The sequence below is a fragment of the Tatumella sp. JGM130 genome (assembly GCF_018257525.1).
In the GTDB taxonomy this organism is placed as follows: domain Bacteria; phylum Pseudomonadota; class Gammaproteobacteria; order Enterobacterales; family Enterobacteriaceae; genus Tatumella; species Tatumella punctata.
Window position 1 is genome coordinate 23,219 of record NZ_JAERJS010000008.1, and the last position, 16,305, is coordinate 39,523.

General features: G+C 57.0%; 9 protein-coding genes. 7 read left to right on the plus strand and 2 right to left on the minus strand.

From position 1 onward, the window contains the following. The first annotated feature begins 109 nt into the window (after positions 1-109). Positions 110-1,276: an MFS transporter gene (locus JK211_RS05740; RefSeq protein WP_212707716.1), complete on the plus strand. Its 1,167-nt coding sequence runs from the start codon at positions 110-112 to the stop codon at positions 1,274-1,276. Here the strand turns inward: JK211_RS05740 and JK211_RS05745 are convergent. After that, entirely contained in the window at positions 1,270-2,208 is a 939-nt protein-coding gene (locus JK211_RS05745) for a LysR family transcriptional regulator (protein WP_212707717.1), read from the minus strand. The two genes, JK211_RS05740 and JK211_RS05745, sit on opposite strands and share 7 nt — an antisense overlap. Positions 2,209-2,401: 193 nt before the next feature. On the opposite strand from JK211_RS05745, the gene lysA reads away from it, so the two are divergent. Continuing rightward, positions 2,402-3,670 carry a diaminopimelate decarboxylase gene (lysA, locus tag JK211_RS05750; RefSeq protein ID WP_212707718.1) on the plus strand — a complete coding sequence of 423 codons (1,269 nt, stop codon included), beginning with the start codon at positions 2,402-2,404 and terminating at the stop codon, positions 3,668-3,670. A gap of 15 nt (positions 3,671-3,685) precedes the next feature. Here lysA and galR read toward each other — a convergent pair whose 3' ends face one another. Then, positions 3,686-4,699 (minus strand): HTH-type transcriptional regulator GalR, encoded by a 1,014-nt coding sequence (gene galR, locus JK211_RS05755; protein ID WP_212707719.1) that lies wholly within the window; start codon positions 4,697-4,699, stop codon positions 3,686-3,688. A 503-nt stretch (positions 4,700-5,202) separates the two neighbouring features. On the opposite strand from galR, the gene JK211_RS05760 reads away from it, so the two are divergent. The 5 genes from JK211_RS05760 to JK211_RS05780 all read left to right on the plus strand — a co-directional run bounded on the left by JK211_RS05760 (position 5,203) and on the right by JK211_RS05780 (position 16,189). Continuing rightward, entirely contained in the window at positions 5,203-6,957 is a 1,755-nt protein-coding gene (locus JK211_RS05760) for a penicillin-binding transpeptidase domain-containing protein (RefSeq protein ID WP_212707720.1), read from the plus strand. 297 nt (positions 6,958-7,254) lie between these two features. Further along, on the plus strand, positions 7,255-8,463 hold the full coding sequence (locus tag JK211_RS05765) for an efflux RND transporter periplasmic adaptor subunit (RefSeq protein WP_212707721.1): 1,209 nt from the start codon (positions 7,255-7,257) through the stop codon (positions 8,461-8,463). Then, complete coding sequence (locus JK211_RS05770) at positions 8,463-11,654, plus strand: efflux RND transporter permease subunit (protein ID WP_212707722.1); 3,192 nt, start codon at positions 8,463-8,465, stop codon at positions 11,652-11,654. The genes JK211_RS05765 and JK211_RS05770 overlap by 1 nt, the downstream gene beginning before the upstream one ends. Then, positions 11,651-14,752, plus strand: a complete 3,102-nt coding sequence (locus tag JK211_RS05775) for an efflux RND transporter permease subunit (protein ID WP_212707723.1) — start codon at positions 11,651-11,653, stop codon at positions 14,750-14,752. Before JK211_RS05770 ends, JK211_RS05775 begins: the two co-directional genes overlap by 4 nt. A gap of 3 nt (positions 14,753-14,755) precedes the next feature. Further along, positions 14,756-16,189, plus strand: coding sequence for an efflux transporter outer membrane subunit (locus JK211_RS05780; RefSeq protein WP_212707724.1), 1,434 nt, complete (start codon positions 14,756-14,758; stop codon positions 16,187-16,189). Positions 16,190-16,305 lie beyond the last annotated feature (116 nt).

Sequence of the window (16,305 nt, forward strand, 5' to 3'; positions counted from 1 at the left end):
GGTACGGCTGTGCTTAACTGATCTGTATCACATTTTAGTGTTATCTGACGGTTCCCCGGGCTTGTCTGCTGCCACACGGGGAATTTCTATCATTATCACAGGAGTATGTATGCCCGTTGCGTTACTGGCTCTGGCGCTGAGTGCGTTTGCTATCGGAACCACCGAGTTTGTTATTATGGGATTACTGCCCGGGGTGGCAGAAAACCTGCATGTGTCGATCCCTTCGGCCGGGTGGCTGATCAGTGGTTATGCGCTGGGGGTGGCAATAGGTGCGCCGGTAATGGCATTACTGACCGCCCGGTTACCACGTAAGCGAACCCTGTTGCTGCTGATGCTGATTTTTATTGCCGGTAATCTGCTGTGTGCCACCGCTTCTGACTATCACCTGCTGATGGTAGCGCGTATTGTGACCGCCCTGTGTCACGGCGCATTTTTCGGTATCGGGGCGGTGGTGGCTGCCAGCCTGGTCGCTCCGGGCCGGCAGGCATCGGCTGTGGCCTTAATGTTTACCGGGCTGACGCTGGCCAATGTGCTGGGGGTGCCGCTCGGGACCTGGTTTGGGCAGTTATATGGCTGGCGTTCCACTTTCTGGGCGGTCAGCGGCATCGGGGTGCTGGCGTTTATCGGGCTGATCCTCAGTCTGCCGGTCAACCGTGACGAAAAACCGGTCAATCTGGTGAGTGAGATTGCAGCCCTGAACAACGGCAGGCTGTGGTTATCATTACTGATGACGGTCTGTTTTGCCGCGGCGATGTTTGCTCTGTTCAGCTATATTGCCCCGTTACTGTTACAGGTGACCGGGCTCAGCGAAAGCGGGCTCAGCTGGACCCTGTTTCTGGTCGGTGCGGGGCTGACCCTGGGGAATATTTTCGGCGGCTGGCTGGCCGATCGTAAACTGTCTTTCAGTTTACTGCTGAGTTTTACCCTGATGGCACTGTTTTCGCTGCTGTTCCGCTGGACCAGTGGCGGATTCTGGCTGGCAGAGATCACCCTGTTTATCTGGGCGTTAGCCACTTTTTCGACCGTACCGGCCCTGCAAATTAACGTGGTACGTCACGGGAAGGAAGCACCGCACCTGGTATCGACCCTGAATATTTCGGCCTTTAATCTCGGTAACGCTATCGGTGCCTGGCTGGGCGGGGTAGTGATCAGTCAGGGGGCTGGCCTGACCTCAGTGCCGGTTGTGGCCGCGGTGCTGGCCGTCGCCGGTCTGCTGACCGCCGTGATCACTTTTCGTGGAGCGGCCGATAACAGCCCGCGTGAACTGCGTCAGTAAGCTGGCGCGGGCGGTTGCAGTTGCTGTTCAATCTGCCGGGTAAATATCCCCGCCTGTTGTTGTAAATGACGGACAAAACTGCCGGTCAGGGCAGAGGCTGGCCGGTGCAGCGGCCGGATCAGACTGACGGTAAAAGGCACGCTGATACTGAACCGTCGCATCACCACGCCGTGACCGGTGTAATCCAGTGCCGTCAGAGGATTAATAATCGACACACCAATAGCGGCTTTTACCATGGCACAGACCGAAGCCGCACTGTGGGTTTCCATCCGCAGCATGCGGCTGACCCCTTGTTCACGAAACAGGCTGTCCAGTAACTGACGGTAACTGTCATCTTTTGACAGGCTGATAAACGGCAGCCCGGCAAAATCCTGCGGGGTCAGCTGACTGCGTGCCGCCAGCGGGTGCTGTTCCGGCAGCACACAGACCTCGTCCACTGTCAGCAAGGGCAGCAGCTCGGTCCCGGCCGGACGCTGGCGGGTTTCCGTCAGCCCGAGGTCGTAACGCTGCGCCGACAGCCACTCTTCCAGTAACGGCGATTCACGGGGAATAATATTCATACTGACTGTCGGGTAACGTTCCAGAAACGGCTGACACAGGGCGGGCAGCAGTGACTGGGAAAAAGCCGGCAGGCAGGCGACTGAGAGTTCGGCCTGATGAAAGTCACCCAGCCCTTCGGCCGTTTCCCGTATTCTTTCCATGCCGTACCAGCTGCGTTCCACCTCTTCAAATAACCTGAGTGCCTGCACCGTCGGCTGCAGACGGCCGCCGATACGGCTGAACAGGCTGACCGCCAGCTGTTGTTCAAAGCGAGCCAGTTCGCGGCTCAGTGTGGGCTGAGAGGTATGCAGAAATTCAGCGGCCCGGGTCAGGTTATCGCGGGTCATGATGGCGTGGAAAATTTCAATCTGCCGCCAGGTTATTTTTTGCATCAGTGTATCTGTCCGTACCCGTGTACCTGCTGGCAGAGCGGGGAGAGTGAGTGGCGGTGGCTGAGAGCGTAGCGGGCGCGGCAGCCGACGCAACTATCCATATCAAAAATGAATAGATAACAGATGAAATGATATTTTTCAATATGCATGGTCTGTGGCTTACTGTCTGTATCAGCACAGGAGAAGCGAACTTATGCCACGCCCGTTAACCACCACCGATACCGCCCTTAACCGGGATAATTTATTACCACTGGCACAACACTACCAGGGGCCGTTCTGGGCCTACGACGGCGATGTGATCCGCCGCCAGATTGCACGGCTTACGGATTTTGACGTGATCCGTTTTGCCCAGAAAGCCTGCTCGAATATTCATATTCTGCGGCTGATGCGTGCTGCCGGGGTAAAAGTTGACTCAGTTTCTCTCGGGGAAATCGAACGGGCGTTAGTGGCCGGTTATCCGGCCGGCGGTGACGATATTGTGTTTACAGCCGATGTGCTGGATAACGCCGTATTGCAGCGGGTGGCAGAACTGAAGATTCCGGTCAATGCCGGTTCTGTGGATATGCTGCATCAGTTGGCGGCGGTGTCTGCCGGTCATCCGGTCTGGCTGCGGATTAACCCCGGCTTTGGTCATGGCCACAGTCAGAAAACCAATACCGGTGGCGAGAACAGTAAACACGGTATCTGGTATCAGCAGCTGGATGCGGCATTACAGGTGGTACAGGATAAGGGGCTGACGCTGGCCGGTTTGCATATGCATATCGGTTCCGGTGTCGATTACCAGCACCTGCAGCAGGTGTGTGATGCCATGGTTAGCCAGGTGATCAGCAGCGGCGCGGATGTACCGGCCATTTCTGCCGGCGGTGGTCTGTCGGTGCCTTACCATTATGCAGAGGATGAGATAGACCCGGCCCACTATTTCAGCCTGTGGGACGGAGCCCGTCAGCGGATTGCCGCACATCTCGGCCATCCGGTGACTCTGGAAATTGAACCCGGCCGTTTTCTGGTCGCCCAGTCAGGCGTGATGGTCAGCCAGGTGCGGGCCGTGAAACAGATGGGTAGCCGCCATTTTGTGCTGGTGGACGCCGGATTCAGTGACCTGATGCGTCCGGCGATGTACGGCAGCTACCATGAAATTTCCCTGATGCCTGCCGACGGCAGCCCGCCGGATACCACCCGGTTGTGTGAGTCGGTTGTCGCCGGTCCCCTGTGTGAATCGGGTGATGTCTTTACCCAGTTGGAAGGGGGGATGGTTGAACCGCGTTGGTTACCGGCGGCGAAGGTCGGCGATTATCTGGTATTTCATGATACCGGTGCTTACGGGGCTTCGATGTCCTCGAACTACAATAGCCGGCCGCTGATCCCGGAAGTGTTATTTAGCGGCGGGAAAGTGCGTGAAATCCGCCGGGCTCAGACCATCGGTGAATTACTGGCGCTGGAATCCGATGTCGCGGGCGAATAATCGTCGGCCGGGTCTTTAGCCCGGCGCGTCGTTACAGCTGGCCACCGAGTGACGGATCACCAGTGTCGGGTGGAACAGATGGGTGGTTTGCGGGGCTGGCTGCTGTTTTGATAATGCCAGTGCCAGCGAGGCAGCCTGCCGGGCCATGGTCACCACCGGATAACGGATGGTGGTCAGGCGCGGCCGCACATAGCGCGAAACCAGCACATCATCAAAGCCGATCAGCGACATCTGTCGCGGAACCTGAATACCGTTATCATTGAGGGCGGCCAGCGCCCCGGCCGCCATCGAGTCGTTATAACAGGCGACGGCGGTAAAGGCTTTCCCCTCCGCCAGCAAATGGATCATCGCCTGCTCACCGCCGGTTTCATCCGGGTCACCGTAAGCAATCAGCTGCGGGTTTAGCGGAATCTGATGTTCGCTGAGCGCCCGGTAGTAGCCCTCCAGCCGGTCACTGGCATCGGAAATCGCATGGTCGGAACAGATAAACGCGATATTCTCATGGCCCTGCTGAATTAAATGGCGGGTTGCCAGCCAGCCACCGTAGTTATCATCCAGCGCCACACAGCGCTGCTCAAAGCCCGGCAGAATCCGGTTAATCAGTACGATACCGGGGATATGGCGCATCAGTTCTGAAAGTTCATCATCGGGAATTTTTTTGACATGCAGCACCAGGGCTTCGCACTGATGACGGATCAGCTGTTCGATGGCCAGCCGCTCCTGGTGCTCGTCATGATAGCCATTACCGATCAACAGAAAGTTATTGGTCTGGCTGGCGACCTCATCGACGGCCTTTACCATCGCGCCAAAAAACGGGTCGGAGACATCGGCGACGATCAGGCCGAGGGTGGCGGCGGTTTGTTGTGCCAGTGCGCGGGCATTGGCATTGGGCTGGTAATGCAGTTGCTGCATCGCGTCCTGCACGGCCTGACGTGAAGCGTCACTGGCTTTTGGCGAGTGGTTGAGCACCCGGGAGACAGTGGCGACTGATACACCGGCCAGTCTGGCAACATCCTTTATGGTAGCCATTGGTTTTTTTTCCGGTAAAGCGTTTACACATCGGGCCAGTGTTACGGAAAAGCGCATCCACTGCAAGGGAATAAGACGCAGCAGGGCCGCTGGCGGAGGCTGTCTGCGGCCGGTATTACCGGGCAGACCCCGGGGCAGGGTACGGACGGCCGGCAGCGGCAGGATTATGTATTTAAAGCGTTAATCTCTAAATAGCTGCTTACATTTTGCGGACAACTGTTGCGTTTATGTTGTGGAGCCGCGCAGCCATTAACGGGTAGATTAACAGTCCCAGAGGTATTGATGGGTGAACATCAAACATATTTGATTACACCAGCCTGCGCTGACGCGCAGGTTTTTTTTTGCCCGCGGTTTCTCATTTCTTCCCGTAGCCTGATATGCTGTCAATGTTTACTCTGCTTAACGATTACCAACTGATACACACTTTCGCTGTGATCCTGCGGGTAAATTGATTATAAGACAGGGTTAATACGCCTTAATTGTTTATAATTCAGCGGAATGTTATGCCCCGGACCAAGAAGACGCTGGGAAAAGACCAGAAAAAAGCAACATTTAACCCTTTTCGATTTCGCCTGGTGTGCCTCGGTGTGGTCGCTTGCCTGGTCTTCCTGATTATGCGGGTCGGTGATCTGCAGTTGCTGGATCGCCCGATGCTGGAAAAAGAAGCCGACCAGCGCTCCCTGCGTGAAGTGGTTTTGCCGACTAACCGCGGCACCTTGCTGGATCGTAATGGCGATACTCTCGCCCTGAGTGTTCCCTCCCGCGACATTATCGCTGACCCCCTGAAAGTGCTGGAAGCTAATCCGGATTTTTATGACGCTAAGTGGACGTATCTGGCGTCGGCACTGAACTTACGTCCGGCAGAGCTGGCTGCGGCGATCACCGCCAGCCCGAAAAAACGTTTTCTCTACCTCGGCAGAAAAATTGAACTGGGGATTGCCAAAGATATCTCCGGACTGCATCTGGCCGGGATTTCCAGTGTCTATGATGACAGCCGTTTTTACCCGATGAGTGATGCGGCAGCGCCGCTGATCGGTATTGTCGGGGCAGATAACAGCGGCCTGAATGGAATAGAGCGCAGTTTTGATAAAATTCTGCAGGGCGAGCCCGGCAAAGAGAAGTACCGCCAGGATCGTCACGGCAATATTATCTCGATGATCAGTTACCAGCCACCGACCCAGCCGCCGACGGTACAACTGAGTATTGATAAATATATCCAGTACACCATGTACAGCAAACTGCGCGACGGGGTACTGCTTAACCAGGCCGATTCCGGGGCCGCAGTAATGGTACGGGTGGATACGGGAGAAATCCTCGGTATGGCATCTTACCCGTCCTATAACCCGAATAATTATGACGATGCAACGCCGGTTCAGATGCGTAACGTGGCGATTAACGATAGCTTTGAACCCGGCTCTACGGTTAAACCGCTGGTTGTGATGGAAGGTTTGCAGCGTCATCTGGTGCGGCCTGATTCGGTACTGGATACCACGCCATATACGGTTAACGGGCATCTGATCCGCGATGTCGGCCACTGGCCGCGTCTGACCATGACCGGTATTTTGCAGAAATCGAGTGATATCGGGGTCTCCCATATAGCTCTGGCAATGCCGGCGGATGTGTTAGTCAATACTTACCGCTCTTTCGGGCTGGGACGTCCCACCGACTTAGGCCTGACCGGAGAGAGTACCGGTTACTTCCCGCTGCACCGCCAGCGCTGGGCTGATATCGAACGGGCGACTTTTTCGTTCGGCTATGGGCTGCGTGTCACGCCGTTGCAGATTGCCCGCGAATACGCCACCCTCGGGTCATTTGGTGTCTACCGTCCGTTGTCGATAACCAAAGTAACGCCTCCGGTGCAGGGCACGCGGGTGGCTGACGATGATGTGGTGCGCAGTGTGGTGCATATGATGGAAAGTGATGCACTGCCCGGCGGCTCCGGGGTACGCGCAGCGGTGCCCGGCTATCGTCTGGCAATTAAAACCGGTACTGCAGAAAAAATGGGCAGTAACGGTAAATATGATGGCGGTTATATTAACTACACCGCAGGGGTCGCCCCGGCCAGCCATCCGGTGGTGGCACTGGTGATTATGATTAACCACCCGACGGCGGGGGCACACTTCGGTGGCTCAGTGGCCGCGCCGGTATTTGGTAATATTATCGGCCCGGTACTTAAGTATCTGAATGTACCGCCGGATGCCCTGTACAGCACCAATACGGATATTGCTTCCGCGCCCGCGCCTGTTACCGCACACTGAGTACAGGCTTTATCACCGGCCACCACATCTGCGGTGTGGCGGCCGGACGGTCGGCACTGACAGTCTGTTTTTTCTGATATTTATTGTCCGTATCCGCACCGTTTTCTGCCCTCTGCCAGCCTGAGTAACAGGGTAGGTAACCTGTTGTCCTTACAAGGTTTAACCAAAACCTTACGTTTTGCCGGTGGAAAAACAGCACAGTAATTGTCAATAATACACCGGTTAATATGTTCACTTTACTGCACAAATATGGCTTCTGTCTGCTGTGTCCTCTTTCTCTGATAATCACGAAATCTGATGACAAATAACATAAGTAAACCGGTTCGACATCACTGGCTGAGATGGCTGTTATTACTGCTGTTGTGTGTGGTTATCGGCGGCGTGGTCTGGCGGGTCTGGTTTTCCGCGGGCGGCGGCGCAGGGCCGGGCGGGCACGGTTTTGGCGGACCCACCCTGGTCAATGCCGGCCAGGCCGGTGAAGCGGATGTCCCCGTCTACCTGAGTGCACCCGGTACGGTTATCCCTAATGCCAGCGTTACTGTGACCAGCCGCGTGGAAGGCCAGCTGGATAAGGTGTTTTTTACCGAAGGGCAGCGGGTTAGCGCCGGACAGCTGCTGGCACAAATTGATGACCGTGGTTACCGCGCCACTTTGGCCCAGTATCAGGGGGCACTGGCGCAGAATCAGGCTTTGCTGACCAATGCCCGTTTAACCCTTGCCCGTTACCGGAAGCTGTTCGCTGAGGATTCATTATCCCGCCAGGATCTGGAAAGCCAGCAGGCGACTGTCGGCCAGTACAGTGGTGCAGTGCAGGAAGATCAGGCACAGATTGACAGTGCGAAAGTGAATATCGGGTATGCCAGAATCACCGCCCCGGTCAGCGGCCGGGTCGGTCTGCGGCTGGTTGACCCGGGGAATATGATCCAGAGCGCCTCGACCACCGGCATAGTAACCATTACCCAGATGCAGCCCGCGGCGGTAACTTTCAGTGTGCCCCAGAGCAATATTCCGCGGCTGGTGGAAAAGCTGCATCATGACCAGCCGTTACCGGCGACAGCGTTTGACCAGAACGATACCACTCCGCTGGCACAGGGGGAGGTGCGGTTTATGAGTAACAGCATTGATACCAGTACCGGCAGTATTGAGCTGAAAGCGACATTCCCTAACCAGGATGAAACCCTGTATGCCAACCAGTTTGTTAACCTGCGGCTGCAAACGGATATTCTGAAACATGCCACCGTCGTCCCGGCGCAGGCCGTGCAACTGAGCAGTGACGGCAGTTTTGTGTTTGTGATCAATGCCGATAATACGGTGACCCGTACCGCCGTCACTCCCGGGCCTGCCTATGGCAGTGACCAGCAGGTAGTGCTGAACGGTGTGAAACCCGGCGATCGTCTGGTGACCGACGGCATTGACCGTCTGACGACAGGGGCCAGAGTCTCGGTAGCCAATGATCCGGCCAATACGGCCGCGGACAGCAGCGGACAGCCGCAGGCCGGTAATTAATGAATCCGTCCAGACTCTTTATTCAGCGACCGGTCGCCACCATTTTACTGATGGCCGGTATTCTGTTATCCGGCCTGTTCGCCTACCGTTTTCTGTCGGTGTCGGCATTACCGCAGGTCGATTACCCGACCATTCAGGTGACCACCCTTTATCCGGGGGCCAGCCCGACAGTGATGTCGACGTCGGTGACCGCGCCTCTGGAACGTAATCTGGGAGAAATGAGCGGCCTCAGCCAGATGACATCGGAGACGTCCGGCGGATCTTCACTGATCACCTTACGCTTCGGGCTGGATATTTCGCTGGATGTGGCTGAGCAGGAAGTGCAGGCCGCGATTAACAGCGCCAACAGCCTGCTGCCTGATGATTTACCGAACCCTCCGACCTATAAAAAAGTGAACCCGGCAGATACGGCGGTGATCACCCTGTCGGCCACCGCCGATAACCTGCCCCTGACGCAGGTGCAGGACCTGGTCAATACCCGTGTGGCACTGAAACTGTCACAGATTAACGGGGTAGGGATGGTCAGCCTGGCCGGGGGGAATCAGCCGGCGATTCGGGTGCAGTTAAACCCGCAGGCGCTGGCAGCCCATAATCTGACCCTTGCCGATGTGAACACGCTGATTAATAACAGTAATGTTAATGGCTCTAAGGGCGGATTTGACGGTAAATATCATTCGGTGACTATCGACGCCAATGACCAGCTGAGAACCCCGCAACAATACGCCAATCTGATCCTCACCTGGCAAAACGGTGCCGCCCTGCGGCTGAAAGATATTGCCACCATTACGCAGGGGGCGGAAAACCGCTTTCAGGCCGCCCGTGTTAACAATAAACCGGCGATTATCATTAATGTCCGGCGTCAGCCGGGTGCCAATGTTATTCAGGTGGTTGACAGTATTAAAAAGCAGCTGCCGTCACTGCAGGCGGCATTACCGGACGGGGTGACACTGTCGGTGGTCTCTGACCGCACCCGGACCATCCGGGCTTCGATAGCCGATGTACAGTTTGAACTCCTGTTATCGGTGGCTCTGGTGGTGATGGTGACCTTTCTGTTCCTGCGCAATCTGTCGGCGACCCTGATCCCCAGTGTGGCGGTGCCATTGTCACTGGTCGGCACTTTCGGTGTGATGTATCTGCTCGGTTTCAGCCTGAATAACCTGTCGCTGATGGCCCTGACGATTGCCACCGGGTTTGTTATTGATGATGCGATTGTGGTGGTGGAAAATATTTCACGACGGCTGGAAGAGGGCGAACCGCCGATGGAAGCGGCCCTGAAAGGCTCGCAGCAAATCGGCTTTACCCTGATTTCTCTGACCTTTTCTCTGATTGCGGTGCTGATCCCGCTGCTGTTTATGGGCGACGTGGTCGGCCGGTTATTCCGCGAGTTTGCCATTACCCTGGCGGTATCGATTCTGGTGTCGCTGGTAGTGTCACTGACCCTGACACCGATGCTCTGTGCTTATCTGCTGCGCCATATCCCGCCACAGAAACAGTCCCGCTTTGCCCGTAAGGGCGAGGCCGTGTTTGAGCGTATTATCCGCGGCTATGACCGGTTACTCGGGGGGGTTCTCCGCCATCAGAAAATAACCCTGCTGGTGGCGCTGGCGACATTTGCCCTGACGGCGGTACTGTATCTGCTGGTGCCGAAAGGTTTCTTTCCGCAGCAGGATACAGGACTGATCCAGGGGGTGACCGTGGCTTCCCAGGATATTTCATTCCGTGAAATGTCCCGTCAGCAACAGGCACTGGCTGAGCAGATACTGAAAAATCCTGCGGTGGCGTCCCTGACGTCGGTGATTGGGATTGACGGCACCAATACCAGCCTTAACCGCGGGCGGTTGCAGATTAACCTGAAACCTTTTTCACAACGCAGCCTCAGCGGGGCGCAGGTGACTGAGCAGTTACAGCAGGCGGCGAAGCAGGTCGCGGGGATTAAACTCTATATGCAGCAGGCTCAGGATCTGACCGTCAACGATCAGGTCACCCCGAGTCAGTATCAGTTCACCCTGGCCTCACTGGACAGTGAAACCCTGGTCAGCTGGACACCGAAGCTGGTGGCAGCACTGGAGAAACGCCCTGAATTTAACAGTGTGATCAGTAATCTGCAGGATCAGGGGCGGATTGCCTATCTGGATATAGATCGTGATAAAGCGTCGCGACTGGGGATCACCGCCTCCGACGTGGATACGGCGCTGTATAATGCGTTCGGCCAGCGACTGGTATCGACGATTTTCACCCAGTCCAGCCAGTACCGGGTGGTACTGGAAGTGGCCCCGCAGTATCAGAATAGCCCGCAGTCACTGAACGATATTTATCTGCCAACCTCAGTGACCGACAGTACGTCACCGGCGACGGATTCATCGTCCTCCGGCAGCAGTTCCGCGGACAGCAGCAGCTCCGCGACCACCACCCGCAGCGGGATGGTGAAACTGACGTCAATCGCTACCCTCCACCAGCGGCCAGGCGCACTGATGAATATGCGTCTGAACCAGTATCCGGCGGTTATGGTGTCGTTTAATCTCAATCCGGGCTACTCCATCGAACAGGGGCAGCAGGCGATCAGCGAAGTCAGCCAGCAACTGAAATTACCGGCATCGGTTAACCTGCAATATCAGGGTGAGGCAGCGGCCTTTAAGCGCGCCACCGGTAATACATTGTGGCTGATCCTTGCCGCCTTACTGACCATGTATCTGGTACTGGGGATTCTCTATGAGAGCTTTATTCATCCGGTGACCATCCTGTCCACCCTGCCTTCGGCGGCGATCGGCGCGTTGCTGGCGTTACTGTTCAGCGGTACGGAATTCAGTCTGATTGCATTAATCGGGGTGATCCTGCTGATTGGGATAGTGAAAAAGAACGCCATTATGATGATTGATTTCGCCCTTGAGGCGGAAAAAACCCGCCATCTGTCGGCGCGTGAGGCGATCCATCAGGCCTGCCTGCTGCGCTTCCGGCCCATTCTGATGACCACCATGGCGGCCCTGCTCGGTGCTCTGCCACTGATGCTGGCCAGCGGTTCCGGCGCTGAATTACGTCAGCCGCTGGGGCTGGTGATTGTCGGCGGTTTAATTGTCAGTCAGGTGCTGACCCTGTTCTCCACCCCGGTCATTTATCTGTGGTTTGACGGGTGGTCGCGACGTGGTCAGCGCTTTATTAAACGCCGCCAGCAACACTCGCGGGAGGGGCAATGAGTATTACCCGGCTGTTTATTTTCCGGCCGGTTGCCACGCTGCTGCTGACGATGGCGATCCTGCTGCTCGGGGCGCTGGGTTACCGGCTGCTGCCGGTGGCCCCGTTACCGCAGGTGGATTTCCCGACCATTATGGTCAGTGCCAGCCTGCCAGGGGCCAGCCCCGAAACGATGGCGGCCACGGTGGCCACCCCGCTGGAGCGCGCCCTGGGCGAAATTTCCGGGGTCACGGAAATGACGTCCGACAGTTCTCAGGGCTCCACCACTATTATTTTGCAGTTTGATCTGAGCCGGAATATTAACGGTGCGGCACGGGATGTTCAGGCGGCGATTAACGCGGCCCGCAGCCTGCTGCCTGGCAGTATGCCGTCGCTGCCGACCTACCGCAAAGCTAACCCGTCTGACGCACCGATTGTGATGCTGGCCCTGACCTCCTCCAGCCGGACGCCCGGTGAACTCTACGATATTGCGGAAAGTCAGGTCGAACAGGTGCTGTCGCAGGTTAACGGCGTAGGCTCGGTGTCTCTGATGGGCAGCTCTTTACCGGCGGTACGTATTGATCTGCAGCCGGAAAAACTGACCGATTACGGAATTTCGCTGGATGCGGTACGCCGTGCCGTCGCCGACAGCACCTCCGACTTACCGAAGGGCTATCTGCAGGGCGATACCCTGTCCTGGTCTATCGACAGTAACAGCCAGCTGGACAGTGCCGCCCGCTACCGGAACCTGATTGTCCGTTATCAGAACGGCACTGCGGTACGTTTACATGATGTGGCGACGGTTTATGACGGGGTTCAGGATAAATACAGCGCCGGTTTTCTGAACGGTAAACCGGCTGTGATGGTCGGCATCACCCGCCAGGCCGGTGCCAATATGCTGCAAACGATTGATGCCATCAAAGCGCAGCTGCCGGGGTTACGGGCTTCGATACCGGCCGATACAGATCTGCAATTGGTCATTGACCGGGCCCCTCTGGTCCGCGCCTCGCTGTACGATACAGAAGAAACTCTGCTGACAGCGGTACTGCTGGTGATCGGGGTAGTGTTTGTTTTTTTACGTCACTGGCGGGCGGTGGTCATTCCGGCCCTGGCGTTACCCGTGTCACTGATTGGCACCTGTATGGTGATGTATCTGCTGGGGTACAGCCTCGATAACCTGTCACTGATGGCGTTGATTATTGCCACCGGATTTGTGGTGGATGATGCGATAGTGGTGCTGGAAAATATTATGCGCCATATCGAAGCCGGACTCGGGCCGGTACGGGCGGCGGTGCGGGGCGCGCAGGAAGTCAGTTTCACGGTCCTGTCCATGACCGTCTCGCTGATTGCGGTGTTTATCCCGATTCTGCTGATGGGCGGGATTGTCGGACGTCTGTTCCGCGAATTTGCCGTCACCCTGTCAGTCTCTCTGGTGATCTCCATGCTGGTTTCCCTGAGCCTGACACCGATGCTCTGTGCCAGGTTACTGAAACGCCAGCCCCCGGCCACACGGCCGGTGCATCCGGTATTTCGCTGGACAGAGCAGCAGCTTAACCGGCTGCTGAATGCCTATACCAGGGCACTGCGGCTGGTGATGGCGCATCAGAAACTGACCATTTTCAGTCTGCTGCTGACCATTCTGCTGAACCTGTTCCTTTATTCTGTCGTGCAGAAAGGCTTTTTCCCCGACCAGGATACGGGGCTGCTGATGGGGGCGGTGCGTGCGGATCAGAATATTTCTTTCCAGGCAATGAAGCCGAAGGTGGAGCAGTTTACGGAGATTATCCGTGCCGACCCGGCGGTGGACACTGTGATGTCCTCAATGGGCGGCGGGATGTTTGGTTCACGAAATACGGCGAACTTCTTTATCCGGCTGAAAGATTTTAACCAGCGCACGGCGACGGCCACCGAGGTGGCAAACCGGCTGACCCAGAAAGCCCGCCAGGTTGCCGGGGCTCAGATGTTCCTGATGGCGGCCCAGGACCTGCATATCGGCGGGCGCAGTGCCAATGCCACCTATCAGTACAGCCTGCAGGCCGATGACCTCGACCTGTTACGGCTCTGGACACCGAAAGTCACGGCCGCATTACGGGCCATTCCGCAACTGACCAGTGTGGATTCTGATTCACAGACCGGCGGGCAGGAAGTGATGATTGATATTGACCGCGACCGTGCCAGCCGGTTAGGGGTCAGCGTGAGTATGCTGGATACCCTGCTGAATAACTCGTTCAGCCAGCGGCAGATTGCCACTGTCTACAAAACCCTCAACCAGTACCATGTGGTGATGATGCTGCAAAGCAGCGCGACCAGCGACCCGTCTGAGCTGCAACACCTGTATGTGATTAATAACAGCGGTGATCGGATCCCGCTATCGGCCTTTGCCCGTTTCAGCGGCGGCAATGCTCCTTTGTCGGTGGCCCATCAGGGACAGTCGGCGACCACGACTATTGCTTTTAACCTGGCCAACGGCGTATTCCTCGAACAGGCTCAGGGGCTGATCAGACAGGCGATGGCGAAGATTGCCCTGCCGGGCACCATCCAGGCGGGTTTCCAGGGCACCGCCAAAGCGTTCAGTGACCTGACGGCCACTATGCCGTGGCTGATTGCGGCGGCACTGGCGGCGGTGTATATCGTGCTGGGAATGCTGTATGAAAGTTATATTCATCCGCTGACGATCCTCTCGACCCTGCCGTCGGCGGGGGTCGGTGCCTTACTGTTATTACTGCTAACCCATACTCAGCTGACAGTGATTGCGCTGATCGGCATTGTGCTGCTGATTGGCATTGTCAAAAAGAATGCCATTATGATGATCGATTTTGCGCTGGAGGCGGAGCGTAAGCAGGGGCTCAGCCCGCAGCAGGCAATAATGCAGGCCTGTATTCACCGTTTCCGGCCGATTATGATGACCACACTGGCCGCGTTTTTCGGGGCACTGCCTCTGGCTCTGGGCCACGGCGGGGATGCAGACTTACGCAGTCCCCTCGGGCTGGCAATTGCCGGTGGTCTGGCCCTGAGCCAGTTACTGACGCTTTTTACCACCCCGGTGGTGTACCTGTGGCTGGACCGGTTAAGCCGGGCCACCAAACGACAATGGCACCGTGTACGGGCCTCAGGATCCTGACCGATGAAATTTGCTAAAAAACTGACTCCGCTCTGTCTGGCATTACTGCTTAGCGGCTGTATGGCCGGGCCGGATTATCATCGTCCTTCGGCCGATATTCCGTTGCAGTTTAAAGAAGCCAAAGGCTGGCAGCAGGCCAGTCCACAGGATGACCAGCCGAAAGGGGAGTGGTGGCGGGTATACCATGATCCGCTGCTGGATCAGCTGATGCCACAGGTGGCGATTTCTAACCAGAATATTGCCATGTATATGGCACAGTACCGGCAGGCACAGGCACTGGCGGCGTCTTCCAAAGCCAGCCTGTTTCCTGCCCTGACCGCCAGTGCCGGGTCTTCCCGTGCCGCCAGTCACAGCAGTGGCAGTTCGCCGGTTCAGCGTCTGTCTGACAGTCATTCAGCCAGTCTCAGCGCCAGTTGGGAACCGGACCTGTGGGGAAAACTGCGACGTCAGCTGGAAGAGAACCGCGCTTCAGCGGCAGCCAGCGCCGCCGAACTGGCTAATGCCACTCTCAGTGCACAGTCGGAACTGGCACAGGACTATTTTCAGTTACGGATTATTGACCAGCGTATTGCCCTGTATCAGCAAAGTATCGCTGCTTATGAAGGTTATTTACGGGTAATTACCCATAAATATCAGGCCGGCAGTGAGGATCGCGGCACTCTGGCCCAGGCACAGATGCAGCTGTCCTCGGCGCAGGCATCGGCACTCGACTATCACTGGCAGCGTGCCCAGCTGGAACATGCCATGGCTCTGCTGATCGGAAAAACCCCGTCACAGTTCTCGGTTGCAGCCGCGCCGTTACAGGCGACACTGCCGCCGGTTCCGTCTGTGCTGCCCGCCAGCCTGCTGCAACGTCGTCCGGATATCGCCTATGCCGAACGTAATGTGGCGGCTGCCAATGCGGCGGTCGGGGTGGCGATTGCCGGATACTTCCCCGACCTGACCCTCAGTGCCAGCGGCGGGTTTACCTCATCCGTATTACACAACCTGTTTTCATTACCGCAGCGGGTATGGTCTCTGGGGCCGGAGCTGAGCGGGACGGTGCTGGATTTCGGTGCCACCACGGCGGCGGTTGACCAGGCGCGGGCAGCCTATGATGCCCGCGTAGCGACCTATCGCCAGACGGTGCTGACGGCGGTACAGGGGGTGGAGAATAACCTGGTGGAACTGACCACCCTGCAACAGGAAATTGCCGCGCAGCAACAGGCCACTGATGCTGCCGTGGAGTCTGCGCGGGTGACCCGTAACCAGTACAATGCCGGCATGATCGACTACCTCGATGTGGCGACCACGGAAAACAGCAGTCTCAGTGCCCGCCAGAGCCTGCTGGCATTACAGAGCAGCCAGTGGGTCACCAGCGTGGCGCTGATTACCTCGCTGGGCGGCGGCTGGGACAGGGCGACCCTGCCCGACACGGCGGAATCCCGTCATCAGTAATTGCTGATCCCTTTCTGAAATAACCTGTGTGCCTCAGGTGCCCGCGGCGCGGGAATCTGAGGTGCAGCACATTTTGCCACCGAAAAAGCGACATTTTCTGTCGGGGAATTGTTTAC

Bases quoted from the DNA above. Each gene is read 5' to 3' on its own strand.
- JK211_RS05740 (WP_212707716.1), top strand. From the start codon at position 110: ATGCCCGTTGCGTTACTGGCTCTGGCGCTGAGTGCGTTTGCTATCGGA.
- JK211_RS05745 (WP_212707717.1), bottom strand. From the start codon at position 2,208: ATGCAAAAAATAACCTGGCGGCAGATTGAAATTTTCCACGCCATCATG.
- lysA (WP_212707718.1), top strand. From the start codon at position 2,402: ATGCCACGCCCGTTAACCACCACCGATACCGCCCTTAACCGGGATAAT.
- galR (WP_212707719.1), bottom strand. From the start codon at position 4,699: ATGGCTACCATAAAGGATGTTGCCAGACTGGCCGGTGTATCAGTCGCC.
- JK211_RS05760 (WP_212707720.1), top strand. From the start codon at position 5,203: ATGCCCCGGACCAAGAAGACGCTGGGAAAAGACCAGAAAAAAGCAACA.
- JK211_RS05765 (WP_212707721.1), top strand. From the start codon at position 7,255: ATGACAAATAACATAAGTAAACCGGTTCGACATCACTGGCTGAGATGG.
- JK211_RS05770 (WP_212707722.1), top strand. From the start codon at position 8,463: ATGAATCCGTCCAGACTCTTTATTCAGCGACCGGTCGCCACCATTTTA.
- JK211_RS05775 (WP_212707723.1), top strand. From the start codon at position 11,651: ATGAGTATTACCCGGCTGTTTATTTTCCGGCCGGTTGCCACGCTGCTG.
- JK211_RS05780 (WP_212707724.1), top strand. From the start codon at position 14,756: ATGAAATTTGCTAAAAAACTGACTCCGCTCTGTCTGGCATTACTGCTT.